Raw genomic sequence first — 24,866 nt, 5'->3', positions numbered from 1 at the left:
TCATCCCTAGAGCTTCGAGCTCTCTAAAGGGTTGTCGTAGACGACGACGTTGATAGGCAGGGTGTGTAAGCGCTGTGAGGCGTTGAGCTAACCTGTACTAATTGCCCGTGAGGCTTAACCATACAACACCCAAGAGGTTTTGGGTTGGACTTAAAATAAGCCAGTTGATTGTGGCGAGAACGAACAGCTTTCTAGATTACGTGTTTTGACTGAAAAGTGAAGACACACCAAATTTTGCTTGGCGACCATAGCGCTTTGGACCCACCTGACTCCATGCCGAACTCAGTAGTGAAACGAAGCAGCGCCGATGGTAGTGTGGGGTCTCCCCATGTGAGAGTAGGACATCGCCAGGCTTTGATTATAAATTGCGCCTATTGCTTGCGATTTTTGATAGCTGCGATGCTCATGTATTGGCATACACTGTGCGTCTCGCTTCAAAACTCACTGCGCATAGCTCGCAATTTAAGCATCAAAGCTGATATGCGTAAGACTTTGATGAGACAAAATTGGTGCGGAGTGGTAGTTCAGTTGGTTAGAATACCGGCCTGTCACGCCGGGGGTCGCGGGTTCGAGTCCCGTCCACTCCGCCACTACTTATAGGGGTATAGCTCCAATTGGCAGAGCAGCGGATTCCAAATCCGCGTGTTGGGGGTTCGAATCCCTCTACCCCTGCCACTCGAAAAGCACTGACATCCGTCAGTGCTTTTTTTTTATTTCAATCTTACCGATAGACTAACTTATGGATGGTTTTTGGTGTGACACCGAGGTCTGCGTGTTGGGGGCTGGGGCGCCAGCCCGGTCGAATCCCTCCACCCCTGCCATCTAAAAGGCACCGACATTTGTCGGTGCTTTTTTTTGATCTCAATATTACCGGTCGAACTCATCTATCTCTGCTACTCAAAAAGCACTGACGCTTGTCGGTGCTTTTGACTGTCTGACAGCGCTAATAGTTTTTGGCGACAAACTGGCTTGGGCCCGCTTCTTCTGGCTGATGACTAAAGCAGAGCTCATAAGTGAAGGCGGTCGTGGTCTGTACCATATCCATATTTGGTTGATAACGAATTTCTACAATAACGCGTTGATAGCCCGCTCCTTCGAATTCATCTAATTGGGGGATGGTCGCCGTGAGGTCTTTTGCTTTTAGCAACCAACCGTGCACGATATCGTCGGGATTGTCACTGAGTTCAATCCCTGGATAGCCTTTTGCCGATCCCCATCCACGATCCGTGCGTACTGCTTGCAATGTAGCGGGATACCAGTCTCCTTGAACATCAGCAAGTAAATAATGATTCCGTTCCCCCGGACACAGGGTGCCATACACAAATAGGTTATTGAGCATGTGGCGTCGCTCCTTGAATGTATATTGTTATTATTGCTTTCACATCCTATCTCTGGGGCTCGATTATCGGCAAGTCATAAAGTGAGATCTTTGCTTGTATTTTAACCGCAAGACGCGCAAAATCGGCGCCCGAACTGATGGCAGGTTATACTCACAGTGGCTGAGTAATCAAAAGTGGTAGACGTGATGAAACGGCGAATTGGTAAAGCGATGGCGTGGGGCACAGCGATTCTAGTGCCGGCCGCTGTGGTGGGTGTAAATGGCTATTTTACCGTGCCAGATAGTACCCAGTTGCATACCGTCTCAGGTATTCACCGGCAATGTGTTGATTATATTCATGCTTCTCCATTGGATGAAGACGGGCATTTTTCATTATTGGTGTGGAATATTTATAAACAGCAACGTCCTCATTGGGAGACGGCGCTGAGTCAATACCGTGACCCTCACCGGTTAATGTTATTGCAAGAAGCCAGTTTTGGTCCTCAGCTTTCTCGCTGGATAAACCAAGCGTCACTTCACTACGATCAGGCTTATGCGTTTGCTATGCAAGATGCTGTGGCTGGGGTGATGAACTTGTCTCAGGTTAATCCGATGCATAGCTGTGCATATACCGCCGTTGAACCTTATCTAAGGCTGCCGAAAAGTGCTTTGTACAGCGAATATCAACTGTCTAATGGTCAGCGACTGGCAGTGGTAAATATTCATAGCATTAACTTTACGTACGCCATGTCAGCGTATAAGAAACAGCTGGCGGCGTTAGAAAAAGTGCTCGCGCAGGTTGAAGGGCCGATTATTCTCGCTGGGGACTTCAATACTTGGTCTCAGCGTCGTTTAGAGGCGGTAAGGGCAATGGTCTCTAGATTATCGCTTCAGGAAATGGCGTTTAGCCCGGATGAGCGGATCACGAAATTTGGCTTGCCGTTGGATCATGTTTTTTATAGAGGGTTAGTGGTGGAAGGCGCAAAAGCGTTGGATAACGGCGCCTCCGATCATACTCCGATGGAGGCGCAGTTGAAGGTGATTAGCTAACGGCAATCATCAGGGCCCATCCCCCAAAGACGGCAAACCAAGGCAGGGTGGCAACCACAATCGCTTTACCTTGTTCAAGCGGCGTCCAGAGGGCCAAGACGGTAATACTGAGCACCCAATACCAAGGAAGAAGAATGGGTAGACTCGCCGCCCAAGCACTCCACTCTGACGTCAACGGCAATTTTAACAGCCCGTTAAGGCTGTTGAGATCTGCGTGGGCAGGTAGAATGAAACTCGGTGACAACATCATATTGGTATAGCTGGCCAGATCACCCACGATGGCGGGCAGTAGGATAAAGCTGGTTGCTGCAAGCCAATGTCGGTAGCCAAAAGTTGGTGCTTCTTGTTTAGTGGCAAGACGGAACCAAAGTGCCAGCGCGAAGATGACCGCTGCGCGTCCAAACCAGTCTCCTAGCACCTCTGACGCCAATAGGGTCTCACGTTCCAACCATTGCTGGGCATCGCCTTCGGACATAGAGAGTGTTTGAGTTAACACGCGCTGAAGGGTAGCTAGATCAGTGTGGTCGAAGTAGGCGTTCCAAAACGCCATTGAGCTAAAGCACAGTAATAAGTACGCCAGCCACGCCCATGCAGGACGCTGGCTCAATGCGGCAAAGCAGGCACTCGGCCGGATGACAATATCACGCAAGGCGAACAAAGGGTTGGAGGACGCTACCATCATGAGCCGCTACTCCGCGAGATATCAATATGCAGGGTAAGACGCTGACCCGGCTGAATATAGGCGTTCTTGCGTAGCTGGTTCCATTTGACCAGATCAGACACGGAAACATTGTAGCGCTGCGCAATGCTGCTTAGAGAGTCGCCTTGGCGAATCTGATAAGTGATGGTACGAACACGTTTTGTGTTATCGTTTTTATCCCAAACGACCAGCTTTTGCCCAATACTTAAGGTATCTCTAGGGCTCATGCCATTCCACTTTGCCAGTTGCTGGTAGTCAACGTCATAACGGCGAGCAATTGTCCAGAAGCTATCCCCTTTGCGCACAGTATGGGTACGTTTGTAACCGTCGCGTTCAGCGGCTTGTAACGCGGCAAGGCGCTGTGGGGCGCTTAAGGTGTATTGAGATTCGTCTTTCAATGAGACTGGGATCATCAGAGGCTGACCGACGCGGATACGCGTGGTATTCAGTTGGTTAGCGCGCTGTAGTACCTTGACCGTCGTATTGTAGTGGGCGGCAATTTCACTCAGGCTATCGCCCGATTGGACGTAATAACGCTCCACACGTAGCCCTTGGTTGTTATTTTTCGCCAGTTCGGTGTTGAAACGATCGACCTTATCGATGGGAAGTAGCAAATGGGTAGGACCGGAAGGCGCGGTTGCCCAGTGGTTGTAAGCCGGGTTAAGGCTTTGTAACTCTGACACGCTCAGGCCAGCATAGTTGGCTGCCAGAGCTAAATCCATTTGGATGTTGGGTTCAACCAATGCCAATGCGGGTTTGTTCGCGATGGCGGGAACCTCAAGGCCATATTTGTCTTTGTGACGAATGACGTCACCCAGTGCTATCAGTTTGGGGACGTAGCTGCTGGTTTCTTTGGGTAAATCGAGATGCCAAAAGTCGGTTGGCTTGCCTCGTTTTTCATTATTACGAATCGCACGAGCAACGCGGCCTTCACCGGAATTGTAGGCGGCAATAGCATGAAGCCAATTGCCGTCAAACATACCGTTGAGGTATTCCAAGTAGTCCAAGGCAGCATCGGTGGCTTTTGCCACATCACGACGACCGTCATACCACCAATTTTGCTCCAGTCCGAAGCGTTCACCGGTTGCTGGTACAAACTGCCATAAGCCAGCGGCACGACCGTGAGAGTAAGCAAATTGATCAAACGAGCTTTCGACGATAGGTAGCAATGCGATCTCAAGTGGCATATTGCGCGCTTCCACTTTCTCAACAATTAAGTGCAAGAAAGGAGTGGCGCGTTCCGCGACGGTGGCAATGTGGTTTGGATACTTTAGGTACCAATTGCGGTACTGGCGGATAGCGCTGTTATTAGGGACGGGCAGTGACAGCTGCATGCTGATTCGTTGCCACACATCCTCCTGCATTTGCGGGGAAAGTACCGTTGGTGTCGCTGGGGTCGGTTGTTTCTTGGTCGCGGAAACGGTCGGTGTTGCTTTAACCGGGGTAGCCGCGACTGGGGTCTTTTTTGTTGCGATATCCGTATTCTGAGCATCACCTGTCAGCTGACAGCCACTCAGCAACAGGGTGCTCAAGATAACAAAACGGTACTTCATTGCATAAAACCTTCGTCCAAAATAGCCGATGATAATAGGGGCTGGCTCTATTGATGACAAGAGACTCAGCTCAAAATTCGTCCTTCCACTGCCTCAGAGCCCTGAATACTTCTAGTTCACTGTCATCAGTAGCACGGCCACTCACCGCTTGAATTACAGTCGGTTCGCTCGTTCGTAAAAATGGGTTTATGCGCCGTTCGCGCTCAATGGTACTCGGTAGAGTCTGTTTTTGCTGCGCGCGCAACCTATTTACTTCTTCTCTATACAAATGTAGCGCATCATTTTCTGGTTCAACGGTTAATGCAAAAGCGACGTTAGCCGCGGTGTATTCATGCGCACAGAAAACCTGAGTCTCGATGGGTAAGGATGCAAGCTTTTTCAATGAGTTAACAGCCTGTTCTGCGGTGCCACCGAGTAAGCGGCCGCACCCTGCTGAAAATAAAGCATCGCCGCAGAATAGCTTACCATCACCGACAAACGCGATATGATCCTCGGTATGGCCTTCTACGCCCACCACCAGAAAACGGTGATCAAACACATCAATCTGGTCACCGTCTTTCACTGCCATCGTAAGTCGAGGGATAGGCTTTACATCGGGACCGATCACCGCAGCACTTGGCGCAAAGCGTACTAAATCTTCAATGCCATTGGTGTGATCCCAGTGATGGTGTGTGATTAAAATGCAGGATAAGGTCAACTCATGTGCCTGAATGTAGTCGATAACTTGATGTGCTTCACCCGGATCGACCACCGCACAACGGTTATCTTCACTAATAATGAGCCATATGTAATTATCGTTAAATGCAGGTATGCTTTTGACACTGAGCATTGGGTTCTCCAGCAATAGAATGAGCCTTGACCATGAAACCAGCGCGCATCGATTATCACTATGATTACCCCTATACGTGGGACCAAGTTGCGTATGGGGATTGGACACGAGCGCAGTTACAAACGCGTTTAGATGAATGCTTGCCTAACCTGTTTGGCTACCATTTACTGAAGCTCGGTGGGCTAAGCTGCGAACTGGTCAGCCAACAGTGTAACATTCAACACCAAGTCTGTGTGGATAAACGTAATCCAATGCGCAACTTAACCGCAGAGCATTATGCGCTTCCCTTCATCGAAAAATCGTTTGATGCGTGCTTACTGGCTCATCAGCTCGACTATAGCGATGACCCTCACCGGTTGCTGCGTGAAGTGGATCGCGTGATGATTGACGATGGATATCTTATTTTATCCGGCGTCAACCCGACCAGCGTGATGGGAATCAAGCGCGTATTGCGGGGACGCGGCCAGCGACTGCCATGGAGTGGACGTATGTTTTCTCCACTGAGGATCCGCGATTGGCTAAGTGTGATGAATTATGAGGTGACCACTGCAACGCACTTTGGTTTGTGGCCAACGAAACAGCCCAAGGCGAGACACGCTTGGGTAGAAAGCAGCTTTGCTGAATTCACGCCCCTGGTCGGCTGCGTCTACTTTATTATCGCTCGTAAACGCAGCTACCCGTTAAAACCCATCAAACCACGCTGGAAACTGAAAAAAGCCGTTGCGCCTTTAGGTGGGGTGGTGCCAAACGGTGGATAAAACGTGCTTATTGAGGCTGATACCCTTCATCAACCAGAGTAGGGTGATTGGCTGCCTCTCGGGCTAATTCATCACAGCGTTCGTTTTCTGGGTGACCAGCGTGGCCTTTTACCCAGTTCCACGTCACCGTATGCTTGGCAGCCGCTACATCGAGTTGCTGCCATAAATCAGCGTTTTTCACAGGCTTTTTATCCGCCGTTTTCCACTGACGTTTTTTCCAGTTATGGATCCATTGTGTGATCCCTTGGCGTACGTATTGGCTGTCTGTGGTAAGCACGACCTCGCATGACGAGGTAAGAGCGTTCAGTCCGACGATAGCCGCCATGAGCTCCATACGGTTGTTCGTTGTGAGGGTATAACCGGCGCTCAAGGTTTTTTCGTGCTGTTTATAACGCATCACCACACCGTAACCACCGGGACCTGGGTTACCGAGGCATGAACCGTCTGTGAAAATTTCTACCTGCTTGGTCATCTTTGGTACTATCGGGTATTAGAATCTGCCAAGTTTGACATAAGTACTGCCATGAAAGCGAATTACGATCGCCTTGTTGTTCTTGATACTGAAACCACAGGTATGAACCGCGAAGGTGGCCCTCATTATCAGGGACACAACATTATCGAAATCGGCGCGGTTGAAATTATCAATCGTAAGCTAACCGGTCGGCACTTTCATGCCTACATTAAACCGACACGTGCGATTGATCCTGAAGCCATTGAGGTACACGGTATCACGGATGCTTTTCTCGCCGACAAACCGACATACGCCGATGTGCATGAGGCATTTGTATCCTTTGTAGAAGGGGCAGAGCTAATTGCCCACAATGCACCCTTTGACGTCGGTTTCATGGACTACGAGTTTAAAAACCTGGGGGTGGCGTTAAAGACGAGCGAGATCTGTTCGATTACCGATACCCTTGCCATGGCGAAGAAAATCTTCCCGGGTAAGCGCAATAACTTGGATATTTTATGTGAGCGCTATGGTATTGATAATTCTCGCCGCACGTTGCACGGGGCATTACTTGATGCCGAGATCTTAGCCGACGTTTACTTACTGATGACGGGCGGGCAAACCAGCTTGTCTTTTAACGCAGGAACTGACACGGACAATGCGAGCCCGATGGCGCCGCGTTCGGTCAAACGTCAGAAACCGCTAAAGATTATCCCCGCGTCCGCCGATGAACTAAGTGCACACGAAGCGCGTTTAGATTTTATTGAGCAAAATGGTAGCTGTCTTTGGCGACAGTAGGAGAGCACATGAAAAAGCGGTGGTGGACTGCCTGTCTTTGTATCCCATTATTGGCGCAAGCCAATGAGCAAGAAATACGTCTGCTGGAAAACCGCTTTCGGGTTGATCCTACCATTGAGCGTGCCGCGTTCGTGATTTACCGAGAAGACCCCAGTGTCCCTGTGGTCCTGGTGCGCCCCGACGGCACTAAGTACTACGCTTGGCGACATCCGGATAAAGTTTCCTGGCACCAAGAATCGGACATGGACATCGTTTCCATTACTGATCCCATGCCCGGTCCGTGGCAAGCGATTGGCCGAGTTAGCCCTGATAACAAAGTAAAAGTGCTGAGCGACCTGCGTATGCAGGTTGATGATCTTCCTCCGCGTTTGTATCAGGGGGAAACGGTGAAATTCACGGCGCGATTAAAACTTGGCGATGAGCCTCTCATCCTGCGCGATTTCATCGAGCGCGTTGATTTGAATGTCACCTTTACCGAGTACGTCGAAGATCCTGAATCGCTCAACCCTGATCAGCGCCCTCAGCCGCGCTCACTCGGGCATTTTAGTGACGATGGGACGGGCTTAGACGAAAAGCCCAACGATGGTATCTTCACCGTCGCACTGCCGGTGAATGTGATGCCCGGTAAATACCGAGCGCGTGTGACGTCAGGCAATGGCATTTTTTTCCGCACCTTAGAGCAAGAAGTACTGGTGTATCCAACGCCATTGATGGCGACGTTTAAACAAAGTCAAATTGATGATGAGCCACACAAGCTGGTTATTCAGGCCGAGGAAGCCAGTATTGAGCCGGGTAGCATATCGGTGCATGCCAAATTCATCGACACGGAAGGGAAGACTACGGTTTACCAAACATCGAACGATGATAAATCCATGACGATGACATTGGACATCCCGTATGCATCCACGCCGGGCCAGTACAAATGGAGCAGTATGCTTTATGCGACGGATTTACTGTCAGGCCGACCGCTGGTTTTTAGTTTACCTGAGCAGACGTTTGCGGTGACCGATTATGAAGCGCTTGAACAAGCAGAAGCCGAGCGGTTGGCGCGTGAGCGTGAATTGCAAGCGGCAGCAGAAGAACGGCGCCGTGAGCGAGAGAAAGAAAAGGCCCGCACGACATCTTTGCTGATTATCGGTGTAGGGAATCTATTGATTGTTCTACTCGTGGCGGCGGTTTGGTTTGTGCTGAAAAAGCGCAAAGCCCGTAAGCTCGCTGAAGCAGCTCAAGAATTGGAAGCGCCGCCACCCGATGAAGACACGCACGAAGAAATGGGCGATGAGTTGGACATGGATAAACCGGATAAAGAATAAAAAAGGGAAGTAAGGAATAAAAAAAGAGAAGGCAATTGCCTTCTCTTTTTATTTGGGCAGCTTAACGAGAATCATTAAGCTGCATCATGCATCTTTCCCACTTTGGTCGATGCAGCAGGAAGCTCTGCAGGATCGAAGTCGTCAACATTGATGGTTTCTAGTCGACCCACTTCGGCGTCACGGAGCAGCTGTGCTTCTTGTTCGCTGATCACGCCCGCATCCAGACCTTTCTGTGCCACTTGATCTAAGAACATAAATGGCAGTTTCTCGCCGATACCGTCACAAACTTTTTTGTGAATCGGCTCTGCAGTGAGAATGTCGTGAAGTGCTTTTTCGATATTCCCAATGGCGTTACCAGGCTCGAAGAATTGTCCTCGGCCAATGCGATCACGTGTTGCACTTGGCGATTGCAAAATCACCGCAAGCTTACCGTCTAAGCGATCACTTGGTTTGCGGCGACCTTTACCTAATGGGAACACGAGGGCACGTACCAATCCTGCAATCATACGATTTGGGAAGTTGGCAAGGAACTCATCCAGCGCTTGCTCAGTTTGGTACATGGCATCTTGCATACCCCAATGAACCAATGGCAGATCGTCTTTCTGATAGCCCTCATCGGCGTAACGTTTCATGGTTGCAGAGGCAAGATAAAGCTGACTAAGCACATCACCCAGACGCGCAGACAGACGCTCTTTACGCTTCAAATTCCCCCCGAGAACCGCCATTGAAACGTCAGCCAGCAGTGCTAATGCCGCACTGTAGCGGTTCATTTGCTGGTAGTAACGGCGTGTTTCGTCTTTACGTGGTGTTTTCGAGAAGCGGCCATCGGTCAGACCGAGCCACAATGTGCGAGCAAGGTTACTCATCACAAAGCCGACATGACCAAACAGTGCGCGATCAAAGGCACTTAATGCACGTTGTGAATCGGTATCTTCACTGGCACGAATTTCATCCAAGACAAATGGATGACAGCGGATCGCCCCTTGACCGAAGATGATCATCGAACGCGTCAAAATGTTCGCACCTTCAACGGTTATGGCGATAGGTGAGCCTTGATAGTTGCGTCCCAAGAAGTTTTTAGGACCAAGGCAGATACCTTTACCGCCCACAACATCCATCGCATCAATCACACCTTGTTGACTACGATGCGTACAGTGATATTTGACGATGGCGGAGATCACCGACGGTTTTTCTCCCAAGTCAATCCCGGTCACGGTCAGGGCACTGGCGGCGTCCATCACGTAAGCATTGCCTGCGATACGCGCTAGAGGCTCTTCAATCCCTTCCATTTTACCGATCGGCAATTTGAACTGACGACGAATACGCGCATAAGCACCGGTTGCCAAGGCTGCTGACTTCAGGCCGCCTGTGGTGTTCGATGGGAGGGTGATGCCGCGACCAATCGACAGACATTCCATCAGCATACGCCAACCTTGGCCCGCCATTTTCTGGCCACCAATGATAAAGTCCATTGGAACGAAGACGTCATGTCCCTGTGTCGGTCCATTTTGGAATGGAACGTTCAGAGGGAAGTGACGACGGCCGATATCGACACCTTCTAAATCGGTCGGGATCAGTGCACAGGTAATACCGAGCTCATCTTGATCACCTAGTAGATGGTCAGGATCGCGAAGTTTAAACGCGAGACCGAGTACGGTAGCGACAGGGGCTAGGGTAATGTAGCGTTTGTTCCAGGTGATTTTCATCCCCAGCACTTCTTTGCCTTCCCACATCCCTTTTGTGACTACTCCGTAGTCAGGGATCGAGCCCGCATCGGAGCCTGCCTCTGGGCTGGTTAAGGCAAAGCATGGAATTTCTTTACCCTCAGCAAGGCGCGGTAAGTAGTGGTCTTTTTGCTCTTCGGTACCATAGTGCTGCAATAGCTCACCCGGACCGAGGGAGTTGGGGACCCCGACCGTAGATGACAGTACGCCTGACACGCCAGACAGTTTTTGTAACACCAAAGACTGGGCGTAAGCGGAGAACTCGAGGCCACCATATTGTTTTTTGATGATCATGGCGAAGAACTTGTTGTCCTTCAGGTATTGCCATACCTCAGGTGGTAAATCTGCCAGCTCGTGGGTGACTTGATAGTCATCAACCATACGGCAGACTTCATTCACAGGGCCATCCAAGAACGCCTGCTCCTCGGCACTTAAACGTGGTGCTGGGATATCATGCAATTTGTTCCAGTCAGGCGTGCCACGGAAAAGATCGGCTTCCCACCATACTGTGCCTGCGTCGATAGCTTCTTTTTCTGTGGCTGACATTTCTGGCATCACAGACTTAAACGCTTTAAACGCTGGCTTACTGATCCAGTTGCGACGGAATGTCGCGATATTAAGTGGCAGTGCGATTACGGCAAAGATCAGCCAAGTGATCTGTCCGACACTACCCAGTAAAGTCCCTACTACTAGTCCCGCAGCCAATACAGCTGTTGAAACCAGCAAATTGGCACGATGGTATGCGAGTACGCCTGCCACAATTAGCATGGCAGCGATAAATAACCCTGTCGCCATCACGTCATCTCCTTCGGTTTAGTTAGCCTCTCCCTAAGTGAGGTAAGAGGTCGTACCACTTAATGTAAGCAAAAATTTAAATATTTGTAAATTGGTACGGTGTGATGTGGCTTGCAAGGTGAGAAAATCATCAATCATTCTTCGCCAAAGTTGGAAAGATAGGTTGCCATTTGAACAAACGTGACCTAGCTCGAGACCAACACGCAAGCGGCAGTCGACAGGCACAAAACGATACGGTTACACTGACCTTAAATCCGCTCTCACCCCCCCCGGTGCACAGAGTGAGAGCCTGGCCTTTTTCAACGATGGGAACATGCCATGTACCAAGATATTATTCGCGGTGAGCTGTCGGAAGCAGCTACCGTTTTGAATGCCTTTTTAAGTGACGACAAAAACATTCAACAAATTGAAGAAGCTGCCAAGCTATTGGCCGATAGCTTCAAAGCGGGTGGCAAGGTGCTTTCGTGTGGGAACGGTGGCTCGCACTGTGATGCCATGCATTTTGCCGAGGAGTTAACGGGCCGTTATCGCGAAAACCGTCCGGGATATCCTGCGATTGCGATTTCTGATCCAAGCCACCTTTCTTGTGTTTCCAACGACTTTGGCTATGAGTTTGTTTTTTCACGCTATGTTGAAGCCGTCGGTATGAAAGGCGACGTCCTCTTTGGTCTGTCTACCTCTGGAAACTCCGGTAACATTCTTAACGCGATCGATGCGGCGAAAGCGAAAGGCATGAAGTCCATCATGCTGACTGGGAAAGACGGCGGCAAAATGGCTGGTCTTGCGGATATCGAAATTCGTGTCCCTCATTTTGGCTATGCAGATCGTATTCAAGAAGTCCATATTAAGATTATCCATATCCTTATCCAGCTGGTGGAAAAGGAAATGGCGGCATAATGCTCGGAGGTAGATGAAAGAATGTGTGAACTGCTTGGCATGAGTGCCAATGTGCCGACGGATATCTGTTTTAGCTTTACTGGGCTTATTCAGCGCGGCGGAAAAACAGGACCGCATCGAGATGGCTGGGGCATTACCTTTTACGAAGGGAAAGGGTTTCGCACTTTTAAAGATCCCGCCCCAAGCTGCCAATCTAAAGTGGCTGAGCTGGTAACCAGTTATCCGATCAAAAGCTGTGCGGTAGTCAGTCATATTCGTCAGGCTAATCGAGGTGGCGTCAGCCTTGAAAACACGCATCCTTTTACTCGCGAAATTTGGGGACGTTATTGGACGTTTGCCCACAATGGTCAGCTATCTGGGTTTGAAAGCTTAGAAACGGGCCACTTTAAGCCTGTGGGAGAAACCGACAGCGAAAAAGCCTTCTGTTGGCTGCTTAATGAGCTATACAAGCACTATCCACAGCAACCCGATAACATGTGTGAGGTGTTCGACTTTATCGCCTCGCGCTGCGATCGGTTACGTGCACTTGGAGTGTACAACATGCTGTTTAGCGATGGTGACTATGTGATGGCGTATTGCAGTAATAACTTGCACTGGATTACGCGACGAGCTCCGTTTGGTAAGGCGAGCTTGATCGATCAGGAAATGACGGTTGATTTTCACGAGGAGACCACGCCCAATGATGTCGTCACTGTGATCGCGACCCAGCCGCTAACCAATAATGAAAACTGGCACAAAATGGCAGAAGGGGAGTACTGCGTCTTCCATTTTGGTGAAGTGTATTGCACCAATCAAGATCAGTATGCAACGACCTGATGGCGGTCTTGCTTACATAGAAAAGGCGCCCTCAGGCGCCTTTTTTGATCAGGACGAATTACACTAGGCTTTTAGATCGTCATATTCATCAGCGGCATAGCCAGCAGGGCCCAACGGCGCGCCGTCGAGCCAAGCTTGGCCAGCTTCCATGCGTAAGCGCTCTTCGACAAACCAGCGAACAACCAAAGGATAAATCTGGTGCTCTTGTTGTTGCACCCGGGCGGCAACAGTATTGGCGTCGTCTTCTGCAAAGATGGGGACACGTGCTTGTAAAATCACCGGGCCACCATCCAGTTCTTCTGTGACAAAATGCACTGAGGTGCCATGCTCGGTATCACCCGCCTCAATCGCGCGCTGGTGGGTATGTAAGCCCGTGTATTTGGGGAGCAACGACGGATGAATATTCAGCATTCGTCCTTGGTAGTGCTCGACAAAGGCTGGAGTGAGTATACGCATAAAGCCGGCGAGAACGACCAAGTCAGGAGCGAACGCATCAATGGCGGTTGCCAACGCATGATCGTAAGCGTCGCGAGTGTCATAGCGCGAGTTTTCGAGCACGCGAGTCTCGATACCAGCATTATCCGCGCGGGTTAGGCCGTAGGCATCTGGCTTGTTTGCAATCACGCCGACAATTTTTGCGTTTTGCGGGCACTTATCGATTAAGGCCTGAAGATTACTGCCACTTCCCGAGATCAACACCACGATGCGTTTTGTCATTACACCAACTCCACTTGCGCTTCGCCGTCAGCACTTGTTGCAATATGGCCCAACTGCCAAGCGGTTTCCCCTGACTCATTAAGCAGTGCAATCGCTTGTTCGGCATGTGCTTGTGGTAGCGCGATGACTAAGCCGACGCCACAGTTAAAGGTGCGCAGCATTTCATAGTCACTGACATTGCCTTGTGCCTGCAACCAGTTAAAAATGGCTGGCCATTGCCAGCTATTTCCATCAATAACGGCTTTTGTACCTTGAGGCAATACGCGGGGAATGTTTTCCCAGAAGCCGCCACCGGTAATATGAGAAATGGCGTGGGCAGGGTATTGCTCAAGTAAAGTGAGTACTGACTTCACATAGATGCGAGTCGGTGCTAGCAAGTGCTCAACCAAAGGTTTGCCTTCGAGTGGCATGGTTAAATCAGCCTCGCTAACTTCCAAGATCTTACGGATCAGAGAGTAGCCGTTTGAGTGAGGACCGCTAGAAGCCAGACCAATCAGAGCATCGCCTTCACCGACCTTACTGCCATCAATTAATGCGGATTTTTCCGCCACCCCGACACAAAACCCAGCGACATCATAATCATCCCCTGAGTACATGCCCGGCATTTCAGCGGTTTCGCCACCGATCAGGGCACAACCGGCTTGTTGGCATCCATGCGCAATCCCTGTGACCACATCGGCCGCTGTCTCAACATCTAATTTTCCGGTCGCGTAGTAGTCGAGGAAAAAGAGTGGTTCTGCCCCTTGAACAATCAGATCGTTCACACACATAGCGACCAAATCAATGCCGATCGTATCGTGCTTATTGGCATCAAGCGCTAAACGTAATTTGGTTCCTACCCCATCAGTGCCGGACACCAGCACGGGTTCTTTATACTTGGTCGGTAACTGACACAGGGCACCAAACCCGCCCAAGCCGCCCATTACTTCAGGACGGTGAGTTTGTTTGACGACGCCTTTGATACGGTCGACTAGGGCGTTACCCGCATCAATATCGACACCTGCATCCTTGTAGCTAAGAGATGATTGTTTACCGCTCACTGCAATTCCTCGCCGGAGTTGGAAGTCAAAAGTCGGCGCTATTCTATCAGTAGATAATTAGAAAGGAAAACGTTTGCGTCAGCTGTTTGGTGAGGAAATAAGCGAGATGTCAAGCCTTTGATCTACGCTAGCAAAACCCTTTCGTGTATACTACCGAGAATTTGTTTTTTGTAAGGAGTCTAAGATGAAGGTCGTGGAAGTCGGGCACCCGTTAGTGAAGCATAAAATTGGATTGATGCGTGAGCGGGATATTAGCACTAAGCGATTTCGTGAGCTTGCCACTGAAGTGGGTAGCCTACTGACATACGAAGCCACTTCAGACTTCGAAACAGAAAAAGTGACCATCGAAGGTTGGGACGGCCCAGTCAGCGTTGATCAAATCAAAGGTAAAAAAGTCACCGTGGTGCCTATTTTGCGTGCAGGGCTCGGTATGATGGACGGTGTGCTAGAGCATGTACCAAGTGCCCGTATCAGTGTGGTCGGCATTTACCGTGATGAAGAAACGCTAGAGCCTGTACCGTATTTCCACAAGTTGGCGAGCAATATCGACGAGCGCATGGCGCTGGTGGTCGATCCTATGCTGGCAACGGGTGGTTCTATGATTGCCACTATCGATTTGCTCAAAGAGCAAGGTTGTCAGCACATCAAAGTATTGGTGTTAGTCTCTGCTCCTGAGGGTATTGAAGCTTTGAAAAAAGCGCATCCGGATGTCGAGCTCTATACTGCAGCTATCGATGAAAAGCTGAATGACAAAGGCTACATCGTCCCTGGCCTAGGTGATGCCGGCGATAAAATCTTCGGCACCAAGTAATCGTCATCATCGCCAGATTATGGCGTAATAACGGATCAAAAAGCCCGCTTAGTATCGCGGGCTTTTTTAGTCTAAATGTTCCGTCTTATAAAGACAGGCCTATTTTATCGAGGTAAGCACGTACTTGCGCTTCGATCCCCTCACCATCTAATTGCAGCTCAGCATGCAATTCTTGTTGAGTGCCTTGTGGAATAAAGCGATCGGGCAAGCCAATTTGCAATACCGGCTTGATGACACCTTGCGTCATCAAGCTTTCAATCACACCGGTTCCCGCTCCGCCAGCGGTGGCGTTTTCTTCAATAGTGACGAGGCAATCATGCGTTTTCGCCATTTCTGCCACTAAATCGGTATCCAGAGGTTTGGCAAAGCGCATATCTACTACGGTTGCATCAAGCACTTCTGCTGCCGCGAGGGCGCCGGGCAGCAGAGTACCAAAGTTAAGTAGCGCAACGCGCTTGCCTTGGCGTTTTTGCACGCCTTTACCGATAGGGAGTGCATGCATATCGCGTTCAATATCAACGCCCATCCCTCCCCCGCGCGGGTAGCGAACCGCGGCCGGGCCCTGATGAATATGACCGGTATAGAGCATTTGACGGCATTCGTTCTCGTCGCTTGGCGTCATCACCACTAGATTCGGGATGCATCTTAGGTAGCTTAAATCAAATGCCCCTTGGTGCGTTTGGCCGTCGGCGCCCACGATGCCACCTCGGTCGATCGCGAATAATACCGGCAAGTTCATAATGGCGACATCATGGATCAGCTGATCGTACGCACGCTGTAAGAAGGTGGAGTAGATAGCCACCACAGGGTTGTACTCACCAATCGCCATACCTGCCGCTAGAGTGACGGCATGTTGTTCGGCAATCGCAACATCGAAGTATTTGTCAGGATGCGCCTTGGAAAAGCGCACCATACCAGAGCCTTCGCGCATCGCTGGGGTAATGGCGAGCAGTTTGTCGTCTTGCTCGGCCATATCACACAACCAGTCACCAAAAACATTGGAAAATGTCGGGCTGGCCGGTTTTGATTTCGGTAGGGTATGTACGCTTGGATCGAATTTAGGAACGGCGTGATAACCAATCGGATCTTTCTCCGCAGGCGCGTAGCCTTTGCCTTTTTTCGTCATCACGTGCAAGAACTGCGGCCCTTTCAGGTTACGCATGTTCTTTAGCGTTTTAACCAGCTCTTCCACGTCATGACCATCGATTGGGCCGATATAGTTAAAGCCGAGCTCCTCAAACATGGTCCCCGGAACAACCATCCCCTTGAGGTGCTCTTCAGCGCGACGGACCAGCTCTTTAATTGGTGGTGCGCCCGACAGGACTTTTTTGCCCCCTTCTCGGATGGTGGTATACAAATTACCAGAAAGAAGCTGCGCCAGATGATTGTTGAGGGCACCAACATTCTCTGAAATCGACATTTCGTTGTCGTTGAGGATCACCAGCATGTCGGGTTTCACGTCCCCAGCATGGTTCATCGCCTCAAATGCCATCCCTGCGGTGATGGCTCCGTCTCCAATCACACTAACGACTTTGCGGTTTTTCCCTTCTTTTTCGGCACAAATAGCCATTCCCAATGCGGCGCTAATTGATGTGGAGGAGTGGCCTACCGACAATACATCGTAGGGGCTTTCATCGCGCCACGGGAAGGGATGCAATCCGCCCTTTTTGCGAATCGTCGGCATTTTTTCGCGCCGACCCGTCAAAATTTTATGTGGGTAGGCTTGGTGACCGACATCCCAAACAAGGTGATCAAAAGGGGTGTTATAGACATAGTGGAGTGCGACAGTCAGCTCGACAGTGCCAAGTCCAGACGCAAAATGACCACTTGAGTGGCTGACCGTATTTAGTAAGTAGGTACGCAGCTCATCACACAGTTCAGGAAGGTGATCACGCGGAATGGTGCGTAACTCTTCCGGCGTATCAGCCAACGCGAGTGTAGGGTACTTTGATATATCCAGTGTCATAGTGGTTCGGCGCTTTTATTGGTAATGCTAGTTGTTGCGCTCGATGATATATCGGGCAAAAACTTCCAGTTGTTCGGTATTGTAGGGGATCGCATGCAGCGCGTGTAGTGCTTCTTGGTAAAGTTGCTGTGCTTTTTCTTGCGCGCCCTGTAAACCGAGTAGCGCAGGGTAGGTGCTTTTATCCGCGCTCACGTCCGATCCCTGCGGTTTCCCCAATGTTTGGGTATCGCTTGTGATATCTAAAATGTCATCTTGCACTTGAAACGCGAGGCCAATGGCGTTGGCAAAGGTATCTAGCTCGTCAAGGTGTATTACCCCTTTCTCGCCGGCGGCATAAGCCCCCAGTCTTACCGCGCCTCGAATTAATGCCCCCGTTTTGTTACGGTGGATTTGTTTTAACCCCTCTAACCCGACGTGTTGGCCCTCAGCAGCGAGATCGAGCGCTTGACCCAGACACATTCCACTGGCGCCACTGGCGTTTGCAAGCGTTCTGATCATGTCGATACGGTAAGACTCAGCGTTTGGATTGAGTGACCCTTCGGATAACACCGTAAACGCCAAAGTTTGCAAGGCATCCCCGGCGAGAATGGCGGTCGCTTCATCAAACTCGATATGGCAGGTAGGTTGACCTCGTCGCAGACTATCATCATCCATGGCGGGCAAATCATCGTGGATCAGAGAGTACGCGTGAATGCACTCTACCGCCACAGCAGGCGTGTCCAAGTCAGTGATAGGCACGCCAAACAATTGTCCGGTAGCATAGGTCAAGAAAGGACGAACGCGTTTGCCACCGAGCAGTAAGCCGTGGCGCATTGCTTTAATAAGCGGTAAATCTTGGTGAGAGAGTGTGTCTAGCCAACGCGATAGCTGTTGGTTGCTGCGGTGTTGAGTCTCCCGCAGCGCGAGCTGTACAACGGAATTAGTCATTGTCGTCGTGCGAAAATTCAGTCAGTGGCGCGTCATCATCTTGAGAAAGCAGAATCTCAACGCGCTGTTCGGCATCTGCTAAGGTTTTTTGTCCTTGGCGCGCAAGCGCAATACCGCGCTCAAAGCGCTTCATTGCCGTATCAAGGGCGAGATCGCCAGTCTCTAAAGCACCGACGATCGCATCCAACTCTTTGAGGGTGTCCTCAAAGGTCATATTTTCTGGTTTCTTCACAGCCATGATGCAATAAAATTAGAGAAGGAGGGGCAGACGTTAACCCAGTGCTGACAGGGGGTCAAATTCATCAGACGATTTTTGTGTCCCAAACGCCGCTTTGCAAATCACGCATTCTGCTTGTTGGTATTTGCGGATTTGCGCTAAACCTATAGGATTGGTTGCCGATACAACCAAAGACAACAAAAACAAATAATAACGAACCGATGTAATCTAAGGGAGACTGACGTGGATATAGCGACGCTCATCGGCATTATAGGCTCGTTCGCATTCGTCATTATGGCCATGCTGTTGGGCGGCACCATGAACATGTATTTCGACGTGCCGTCCGTACTGATTGTTATCGGGGGCAGTCTTTTCGTGGTGTTGACCAAATACACCATGGGGCAGTTCTTTGCTTGCTTTAAGATTGCAGGCAAGGCGTTCATGTTTAAGTCGGATGACCCGGAAGACTTGATTGCAAAGATTATTGAAATGGCAGATGCCGCCCGTAAAGGCGGCTTTTTGGCGTTGGAAGAGATGGAAGTCAGTAACTCGTTTATGCAAAAAGGGGTTGATTTGCTGGTGGATGGGCATGATGCGGATGTGGTGCGGGCCACGTTGCAAAAAGACATCAACCTAACCGAAGAGCGGCACGACCACGGGATCAGTTTTTACGCGGCGTTAGCCGATGTTGCGCCGGCAATGGGGATGATCGGGACCTTGATTGGTCTGGTGGCGATGCTCTCTAATATGGATGACCCGAAAGCCATAGGTCCTGCGATGGCCGTGGCCTTGTTGACCACTATGTACGGCGCCATGCTCGCCAACATGGTCGCAACACCTATCGCTAACAAGCTCGCGTTGCGTAAAGGGCAAGAAAAACTGAATCGGCGCTTAATTATGGATGGCTTATTGGCCATTCAGGATGGGCAAAACCCACGTGTTATCGACGGATTTTTGAAAAACTACCTCAACGAGAGCAAACGTGAAGTGGATGTTGATAATTAAGCATTGGCCGCTCACGCCAGTGATCCGTGGGTAAGGAGTCTAGATGGCACAACAAGAAGAAGAGGACTGCAAATGTCCACCGCCCGGCTTGCCGCCGTGGATGGGGACGTTCGCTGATCTGATGTCACTGCTGATGTGCTTTTTCGTACTTTTGCTGTCCTTTTCTGAGATGGACGTTTTGAAGTTTAAGCAGATAGCAGGGTCGATGAAGTTTGCCTTCGGGGTACAAAATGTTTTGGAAGTCAAAGACATTCCCAAAGGCACCAGTGTGATAGCGCAAGAGTTCCGTCCTGGGCGACCAGAGCCGACTCCTATTGAAGTGATCATGCAGCAAACCATCGATATGACCCAACGAACACTCAATTTCCAAGAAGGGGAGTCGGACCGCTCAGGAGGCTCACAACGTACTGCGTCGGATATGGAGGGAGGCACCAGTGCACAGGTTGCTTCTCAACTGGAGCAGCAACAAAGTCAGCAGCAAATGGAACAGTTGCAAAAAATGATTGTGCAGGCGCTAGAACGTGAAATCGAAGAAGGGGCTGTTGAAGTTGAAAACTTGGGTCAACAACTGGTGATCCGTATTCGTGAGAAAGGCGCGTTTCCGCAGAACTCAGCCTTTTTGCAACCCAAATTCCGCCCCATGGTACGTCAAATTGCGGAACTGGTGAAAGATGTGCCCGGTGAAATCAAAGTGTCAGGCCACACGGACAGCACACCTTTGGAATCGGAGCTATACCGCTCCAACTGGGATTTATCCGCGCAGCGTGCGGTATCGGTGGCACAAGAAATGGAAGAGGTGCCCGGCTTCAACCACTTGCGTATGAAAGTGGAAGGGCTGGCGGATACTCAGCCGCGAGCGCCGAATAACTCGCCAGATAACCGTGCGGCCAATCGTCGTGTGGAAATTGCTGTGATCCAAGGAAAACCCAGTTTTTCGGATGAAATATCGGCCGACAACGCGGCTGCACCTACCCCATAAGCCAGATTCAGCTGGATTCTGACCGTAATGGACTGATTAAAAACGTTTATTATGGTCAGATTTTTCACTTTCGCTCAGACACAACAATGCCCGGTTTCAGCTAGGGCGTGGTTATTGTATAATCCGCGACCTTGTTTCCAGCTGTATCGAACCGGTTATGAAGTTTATCGTTAAAATTCACCCTGAGGTGATCGTCAAAAGTGAGTCTGTCAGAAAGCGTTTTACTAAAATCCTCGAATGCAATATTCGTAATATTTTAAAGCGTCGGACAGATAATACGGCAGTATATAACCGTAGGGATCACATTGAGGTGACGTTAAAACAACCAAACGAGCGTCAGCTTGTACTGGATGTGTTAACCAACACACCTGGCGTGCAGACGGTGCTTGAGGTTGAGCAAACATTATTTAACGATTTACACCATATCTATGAGCTCACCCTTGCGGGCGTTCGTCATCAAATCGAAGGCAAAACCTTTTGTGTGCGCGCTAAACGCCGCGGAAAGCATGACTTTACCTCGATTGATGTGGAACGCTACGTGGGGGGAGGATTAAACCAAGCCGTTCCGAGCGCCAGCGTACAGCTGAAAAAGCCTGATGTCACCGTAATGATGGAAGTGGACCACGATAAGCTGAACTTGGTGAAGCACCGTCACACCGGCTTGGGTGGCTTCCCTCTCGGCACGCAAGAAGATGTGCTGAGCCTGATCTCCGGAGGATTCGACTCAGGGGTGTCTAGCTACCTGCATATTAAGCGCGGTAGCAAGGTTCATTATTGCTTCTTCAACTTAGGCGGCAAAACCCATGAAACGGGTGTGCAGCAGGTATCGCACTTCTTGTGGAACAAGTTTGGCTCGTCGGCGAAAGTGAAATTTATTTCTATCGACTTTGAGCCGGTTGTCGCCAGTATCCTCGAAAACATCGATGATGGTCAGATGGGAGTCGTGCTAAAGCGGATGTTTATGCGTGCGGCGAGCATGGTTGCCGAGCGTTTCGGTATTCAAGCTCTGGTCACCGGCGAAGCATTGGGACAAGTATCGAGCCAAACCCTGACCAATTTACGTATGATTGATAACGTGACGGACACGTTAATCTTGCGTCCGCTGATCAACTGGGATAAAGAAGACATAATCCAGACAGCCCGTAAAATCGGCACTGAAGACTTCGCTAAAACCATGCCTGAATTCTGTGGTGTGATTTCAAAAAGCCCGACGATTAAAGCCGAGAAAGCCAAACTTGAGGCCGAGGAAGCGAAATTTGACTTCGCGTTACTGGAGCAAGTGGTTAACAATGCCTCGGTGATGGATATTCGCGATATCGAGAAACTCAGTCAGGAAAAGGCCCCCGAGGTTGAACTGGTTAACGAGGCCGAGCAAGGCGCGATTGTCATTGATATTCGCAGCAGTGATGACGAAGAGGAAAAGCCACTGAACATCGACGGCACTGACGTTGTTCATATTCCTTTCTTTAAATTAGCGACCCGCTTTGGCGACCTAGACCAAAGCAAAACCTACTTGCTGTACTGTGAGCGTGGTGTGATGAGCCGCCTTCAAGCGCTGTATCTAAAAGATATGGGCTTTGAAAATGTCAAAGTCTATCGCGGCTAATCGCGAAAAAAGCTCGATTTAAGCAAAGAAAAACAGGCAGCCTCGCTGCCTGTTTTTTATTCGGCGAATTTTTTCTCGTACTGCAAGTTTGGAAGGGGGACCATAGGTTCGGCAACCTGCCAAGCCAGAGCTTTCCCTGCCAAGACGTGAACAATCTCAATGGCAAATTCGAGCGCAGAGCCCGGGCCTTGGCTGGTGATCAACTTGTGATCATAATCAGTCATCACACGGCGACGACTGCGCCATTGCTCTGGGATCTGATCGCTGACACTGGGGTGGCAACTGATATGAGAGGTGGGGTAAAGCTGGTGGCGCTGCAAGACAAGCGCGGGAGCCGCGCAGATAGCCGCGACCCATGCATGGTCACTTTGCTGTTGTTTGATAATTTCTGTCACGATCGCGCTATCGCCTAAACACTGCGCCCCGTCAATGCCCCCGGGTAAAATGACGCAATCAAACGGCTGGTCGGCCACACTCGCCAAAGGTGCATCGCACACTAATTGTACGCCACGAGAACAGGTCAAAGTGAGTGAACCTTCAGGGTCGGCGCTGGCAACGGTGACACAAAAACCAGCCCGCTTCATCACATCAATGGCGGTGACGGTTTCCATTTCCTCGCTGCCGGGCGCCACGCATACTAAGACGTTAATCGGTTTCATGATTATCCTTTTTGTACCTCACGTTGCTTTACGGCATCATACAGCGCCTGATGAGTAGGCACCTTAATCTGATGATGTGCCGCTCGAGCCAGTAAATAGCCTGTGATCTGTTCAAGCTCTGTCTTTCTGCCATGATAGCAGTCGCGATTCATTGATGAGTAGTTATTTGCGGTGGCGCGTGCCACTGTCAGTGCTTGTGTTTTTAGCTGTTCGGCATGGGTAGCGATTCCGTCAGCCTGCATTACACGGGCAAGTTCTTGGCAAAGTAACTGGATGGTGTCTTGGTAGTCGGCAGATAACAATGCTCCGTTATTCACTTGATGAATCGCGGTGAGTGGATTGATCACACAATTAACCGCCAGCTTATGCCATAGCTGATGGATAATCGCTTCGTGCCAGTGCACTGGCGATAAGGCATGATCTAACACTTCGGCGACAAAGGCACACTGCTGACCTGCCTGATTCGCCGCGCCGATGTAAGTCTCTCCGTGGCCGGTATGCTGATAGCTCCCATGAGATGGGCTAAAGACGCCGTGTGAGGTGGTGGCGAGCAATAAAGGTTGCGACGGACTCACTAGCGTGTTGATTTGCGCATGCGGTCCCATCCCATTATGCATTAAGACGATAATTGTATCGGGATGAAGCTGCTCGATGAGAGGTTGTAAGGCATGCATGACGTCGTAAGCCTTGGTACACACCATTAATAGATCGCAATCGGTAATGGCTTGTGGCTGGTTAGCGGGGACCGTCACGGTATGGCTGTCGAGTACCAATTGCCGGCACACTTCTGTGCCTGCACGGGTGATCACCTGCACGCGATGACCGGCTTGCACTAATTGGGTTGCCCACAAAGTACCAATTGCGCCTGCACCGATAAAAGTTATGTTCATGACAAGCTCAGGGCGGTTAAAAGTGCATAGTTTATCACGAGGTAGGATCAAGATAGAGAAACAAGTTGGGGGAGGAAAAAAGCGCCGACCGAGAGGCCGGCGCAGTCACTTAGAATTTGTAGGTAGCGCTTAGGTAGTGGGAAATACCTGAGCTTTCCGTTGTGCCACCATCTTCAATCAAGTAGACATCGTTATAGGCTTTTAGGCCATAACCGAGGGCATAGTTGTCTGAGTGCCAATATAGGCCGTTAAACATCGCGCCGCCGTGGGTCGCTTGGCTGTTGCCTTTGAAAGTGTCATCGGCACCGAACTGGTAATCGATATAGCCTTGGTATGACAGGAAGCTACCGTTGTCGAAAAAGTGGAAAGGCTTAAACCAGTTGGTCGAGAATTGGTAACCGTTCCAGTCTTTTTTGTTGATGTCATACAAACCGTAAAGGTTCATGCCTACTTTGCCAAACCAAGGCAGTTCAACATCGGCACCGACACCCCAGAACGAGTTGTTAGTGTCACTATCGCCACCACCCCAGTTAAACAAAGTCGAGAAGTATACTTCTTGTACAGGGCCAAACGACAAGTCTTTCCCGGTGATGCCGTCAATTGAGAAGCGTGGTGCTAGCTTCATAAAGGCTTTAGGCGCGCCTTTTTTATTGTTGTTGTCGCTATCGCTTTCGGCAAGATCGAAGATGTCCACATAGCCATAGAGATCAACCACGCCTTTACGGCCGCCAAATTCCATCTCGAGGTAATTATGATCCTTATCGGTGTCAGTACCGAACTGAGGTTTCTCGTTGATGGCATACATGGCGTTAAACTGAAGCCATTTATGATCGTTTTTATAGATATCGTCTGAGTAATCAGCTGCGTTGGCGATAGGTGCCGCGCTAGCTGCCATGACGGCAAGTGCGAGTAGGGACTTTTTCATGGTGACTGCCTCTGCTTAAGTGTGTAACCGTTGAATTCAATGGAGGCAGTATATTGATTAAGTTCACTGCATAGAATGTAACAAATGTAGACAAGAATTATAGATGTGACTGAAGATGGGATGTA

At 50.1% G+C, this 24,866-nt stretch carries 24 protein-coding genes, 2 tRNA genes and 2 rRNA genes; 14 read left to right on the top strand and 14 right to left on the bottom strand.

The window, feature by feature from the left end; translation table 11 throughout:
• From BZG82_RS06175 to BZG82_RS06160, 4 genes are all read left to right on the top strand, one after another.
• Positions 1-122, top strand: a 23S ribosomal RNA gene (locus tag BZG82_RS06175); the annotation flags it as partial.
• 115 nt (positions 123-237) lie between these two features.
• Positions 238-353 (top strand): 5S ribosomal RNA (gene rrf / locus BZG82_RS06170).
• A gap of 160 nt (positions 354-513) precedes the next feature.
• Positions 514-590 (top strand) — tRNA-Asp (locus BZG82_RS06165).
• An 8-nt stretch (positions 591-598) separates the two neighbouring features.
• Positions 599-675, top strand: a tRNA-Trp gene (locus BZG82_RS06160).
• 268 nt (positions 676-943) lie between these two features.
• On the opposite strand, the gene BZG82_RS06155 is transcribed toward BZG82_RS06160, so the two are convergent.
• Positions 944-1,339, bottom strand: coding sequence for a gamma-glutamylcyclotransferase family protein (locus tag BZG82_RS06155; protein WP_069587470.1), 396 nt, complete (start codon positions 1,337-1,339; stop codon positions 944-946).
• 186 nt (positions 1,340-1,525) lie between these two features.
• On the opposite strand from BZG82_RS06155, the gene BZG82_RS06150 reads away from it, so the two are divergent.
• The gene (locus tag BZG82_RS06150; protein WP_108742964.1) at positions 1,526-2,368 is read left to right on the top strand and encodes an endonuclease/exonuclease/phosphatase family protein; all 843 of its coding nucleotides are present in this window, start codon (positions 1,526-1,528) and stop codon (positions 2,366-2,368) included.
• Here the strand turns inward: BZG82_RS06150 and BZG82_RS06145 are convergent.
• The 3 genes from BZG82_RS06145 to gloB form a co-directional block, all read right to left on the bottom strand.
• Positions 2,361-3,050 carry a YIP1 family protein gene (locus BZG82_RS06145; protein ID WP_077765407.1) on the bottom strand — a complete coding sequence of 230 codons (690 nt, stop codon included), beginning with the start codon at positions 3,048-3,050 and terminating at the stop codon, positions 2,361-2,363. The two genes, BZG82_RS06150 and BZG82_RS06145, sit on opposite strands and share 8 nt — an antisense overlap.
• Positions 3,047-4,621, bottom strand: a complete 1,575-nt coding sequence (locus tag BZG82_RS06140; RefSeq protein WP_077765406.1) for a lytic transglycosylase — start codon at positions 4,619-4,621, stop codon at positions 3,047-3,049. Before BZG82_RS06140 ends, BZG82_RS06145 begins: the two co-directional genes overlap by 4 nt.
• A 70-nt stretch (positions 4,622-4,691) precedes the next feature.
• A complete protein-coding gene (gloB, locus tag BZG82_RS06135; protein WP_069587468.1) occupies positions 4,692-5,450 on the bottom strand; it encodes a hydroxyacylglutathione hydrolase in 759 nt (252 codons plus the stop codon).
• A gap of 32 nt (positions 5,451-5,482) precedes the next feature.
• Between gloB and BZG82_RS06130 the strand changes: the two genes are divergently transcribed.
• Complete coding sequence (locus BZG82_RS06130) at positions 5,483-6,208, top strand: methyltransferase domain-containing protein (protein WP_077479436.1); 726 nt, start codon at positions 5,483-5,485, stop codon at positions 6,206-6,208.
• Positions 6,209-6,215: 7 nt separating this feature from the next.
• On the opposite strand, the gene rnhA is transcribed toward BZG82_RS06130, so the two are convergent.
• Positions 6,216-6,680 (bottom strand): ribonuclease HI, encoded by a 465-nt coding sequence (gene rnhA / locus BZG82_RS06125; protein WP_077661873.1) that lies wholly within the window; start codon positions 6,678-6,680, stop codon positions 6,216-6,218.
• A 39-nt stretch (positions 6,681-6,719) separates the two neighbouring features.
• Here rnhA and dnaQ point away from each other — a divergent pair, with 39 nt between their 5' ends.
• Both dnaQ and BZG82_RS06115 read left to right on the top strand, forming a co-directional pair.
• Entirely contained in the window at positions 6,720-7,454 is a 735-nt protein-coding gene (dnaQ, locus tag BZG82_RS06120; protein ID WP_077661872.1) for a DNA polymerase III subunit epsilon, read from the top strand.
• An 8-nt stretch (positions 7,455-7,462) separates the two neighbouring features.
• The gene (locus tag BZG82_RS06115) at positions 7,463-8,767 is read left to right on the top strand and encodes a TIGR03503 family protein (protein ID WP_077479433.1); all 1,305 of its coding nucleotides are present in this window, start codon (positions 7,463-7,465) and stop codon (positions 8,765-8,767) included.
• A gap of 74 nt (positions 8,768-8,841) precedes the next feature.
• Here the strand turns inward: BZG82_RS06115 and fadE are convergent, their stop codons facing one another.
• The gene (fadE, locus tag BZG82_RS06110; protein ID WP_077479432.1) at positions 8,842-11,286 is read right to left on the bottom strand and encodes an acyl-CoA dehydrogenase FadE; all 2,445 of its coding nucleotides are present in this window, start codon (positions 11,284-11,286) and stop codon (positions 8,842-8,844) included.
• A 318-nt stretch (positions 11,287-11,604) separates the two neighbouring features.
• On the opposite strand from fadE, the gene lpcA reads away from it, so the two are divergent.
• Together lpcA and BZG82_RS06100 are read left to right on the top strand one after the other, a co-directional pair.
• The gene (lpcA, locus tag BZG82_RS06105; RefSeq protein ID WP_069587462.1) at positions 11,605-12,183 is read left to right on the top strand and encodes a D-sedoheptulose 7-phosphate isomerase; all 579 of its coding nucleotides are present in this window, start codon (positions 11,605-11,607) and stop codon (positions 12,181-12,183) included.
• A 21-nt stretch (positions 12,184-12,204) separates the two neighbouring features.
• Positions 12,205-12,999: a class II glutamine amidotransferase gene (locus BZG82_RS06100; RefSeq protein WP_077455557.1), complete on the top strand. Its 795-nt coding sequence runs from the start codon at positions 12,205-12,207 to the stop codon at positions 12,997-12,999.
• 63 nt (positions 13,000-13,062) lie between these two features.
• Here BZG82_RS06100 and purN read toward each other — a convergent pair whose 3' ends face one another.
• Positions 13,063-13,716, bottom strand: coding sequence for a phosphoribosylglycinamide formyltransferase (gene purN, locus BZG82_RS06095; protein ID WP_077765405.1), 654 nt, complete (start codon positions 13,714-13,716; stop codon positions 13,063-13,065).
• Positions 13,716-14,756, bottom strand: a complete 1,041-nt coding sequence (purM, locus tag BZG82_RS06090) for a phosphoribosylformylglycinamidine cyclo-ligase (RefSeq protein WP_077765404.1) — start codon at positions 14,754-14,756, stop codon at positions 13,716-13,718. Before purM ends, purN begins: the two co-directional genes overlap by 1 nt.
• 184 nt (positions 14,757-14,940) lie before the next feature.
• Between purM and upp the strand changes: the two genes are divergently transcribed.
• A complete protein-coding gene (upp, locus tag BZG82_RS06085; protein WP_069587458.1) occupies positions 14,941-15,567 on the top strand; it encodes a uracil phosphoribosyltransferase in 627 nt (208 codons plus the stop codon).
• 85 nt (positions 15,568-15,652) lie between these two features.
• Here the strand turns inward: upp and dxs are convergent, their stop codons facing one another.
• Genes dxs through xseB form a run of 3 tightly spaced genes read right to left on the bottom strand, consistent with a single transcriptional unit; the run spans position 15,653 to position 18,698 of the window.
• Positions 15,653-17,533, bottom strand: coding sequence for a 1-deoxy-D-xylulose-5-phosphate synthase (gene dxs, locus BZG82_RS06080; protein WP_077765403.1), 1,881 nt, complete (start codon positions 17,531-17,533; stop codon positions 15,653-15,655).
• 27 nt (positions 17,534-17,560) lie between these two features.
• Positions 17,561-18,460: a (2E,6E)-farnesyl diphosphate synthase gene (gene ispA / locus BZG82_RS06075; protein WP_077765402.1), complete on the bottom strand. Its 900-nt coding sequence runs from the start codon at positions 18,458-18,460 to the stop codon at positions 17,561-17,563.
• Positions 18,453-18,698, bottom strand: a complete 246-nt coding sequence (gene xseB, locus BZG82_RS06070; protein ID WP_069587455.1) for an exodeoxyribonuclease VII small subunit — start codon at positions 18,696-18,698, stop codon at positions 18,453-18,455. Before xseB ends, ispA begins: the two co-directional genes overlap by 8 nt.
• A gap of 222 nt (positions 18,699-18,920) precedes the next feature.
• Between xseB and pomA the strand changes: the two genes are divergently transcribed.
• The 3 genes from pomA (at position 18,921) to thiI (ending at position 22,267) form a co-directional block, all read left to right on the top strand.
• Complete coding sequence (gene pomA / locus BZG82_RS06065) at positions 18,921-19,682, top strand: flagellar motor protein PomA (protein WP_077479427.1); 762 nt, start codon at positions 18,921-18,923, stop codon at positions 19,680-19,682.
• 43 nt (positions 19,683-19,725) lie between these two features.
• Entirely contained in the window at positions 19,726-20,661 is a 936-nt protein-coding gene (locus tag BZG82_RS06060) for a flagellar motor protein MotB (RefSeq protein WP_077765401.1), read from the top strand.
• A gap of 157 nt (positions 20,662-20,818) precedes the next feature.
• Positions 20,819-22,267, top strand: coding sequence for a tRNA uracil 4-sulfurtransferase ThiI (gene thiI / locus BZG82_RS06055; protein ID WP_077765400.1), 1,449 nt, complete (start codon positions 20,819-20,821; stop codon positions 22,265-22,267).
• Between the two features lie 56 nt (positions 22,268-22,323).
• Here thiI and BZG82_RS06050 read toward each other — a convergent pair whose 3' ends face one another.
• The 3 genes from BZG82_RS06050 to BZG82_RS06040 all read right to left on the bottom strand — a co-directional run bounded on the left by BZG82_RS06050 (position 22,324) and on the right by BZG82_RS06040 (position 24,741).
• Positions 22,324-22,926: a DJ-1 family glyoxalase III gene (locus BZG82_RS06050; protein ID WP_077479424.1), complete on the bottom strand. Its 603-nt coding sequence runs from the start codon at positions 22,924-22,926 to the stop codon at positions 22,324-22,326.
• A gap of 2 nt (positions 22,927-22,928) precedes the next feature.
• Positions 22,929-23,816, bottom strand: a complete 888-nt coding sequence (locus BZG82_RS06045) for a 2-dehydropantoate 2-reductase (protein ID WP_077765399.1) — start codon at positions 23,814-23,816, stop codon at positions 22,929-22,931.
• Positions 23,817-23,925: 109 nt separating this feature from the next.
• Complete coding sequence (locus BZG82_RS06040) at positions 23,926-24,741, bottom strand: nucleoside-specific channel-forming Tsx family protein (RefSeq protein WP_077661862.1); 816 nt, start codon at positions 24,739-24,741, stop codon at positions 23,926-23,928.
• Between the last annotated feature and the right edge of the window lie 125 nt (positions 24,742-24,866).

The sequence above is a fragment of the Salinivibrio sp. PR5 genome (genome assembly GCF_001996085.1).
GTDB lineage: Bacteria > Pseudomonadota > Gammaproteobacteria > Enterobacterales > Vibrionaceae > Salinivibrio > Salinivibrio proteolyticus.
Note: the sequence above shows the minus strand (reverse complement) of the source record. Positions and strands in the feature narration are given on the sequence as shown.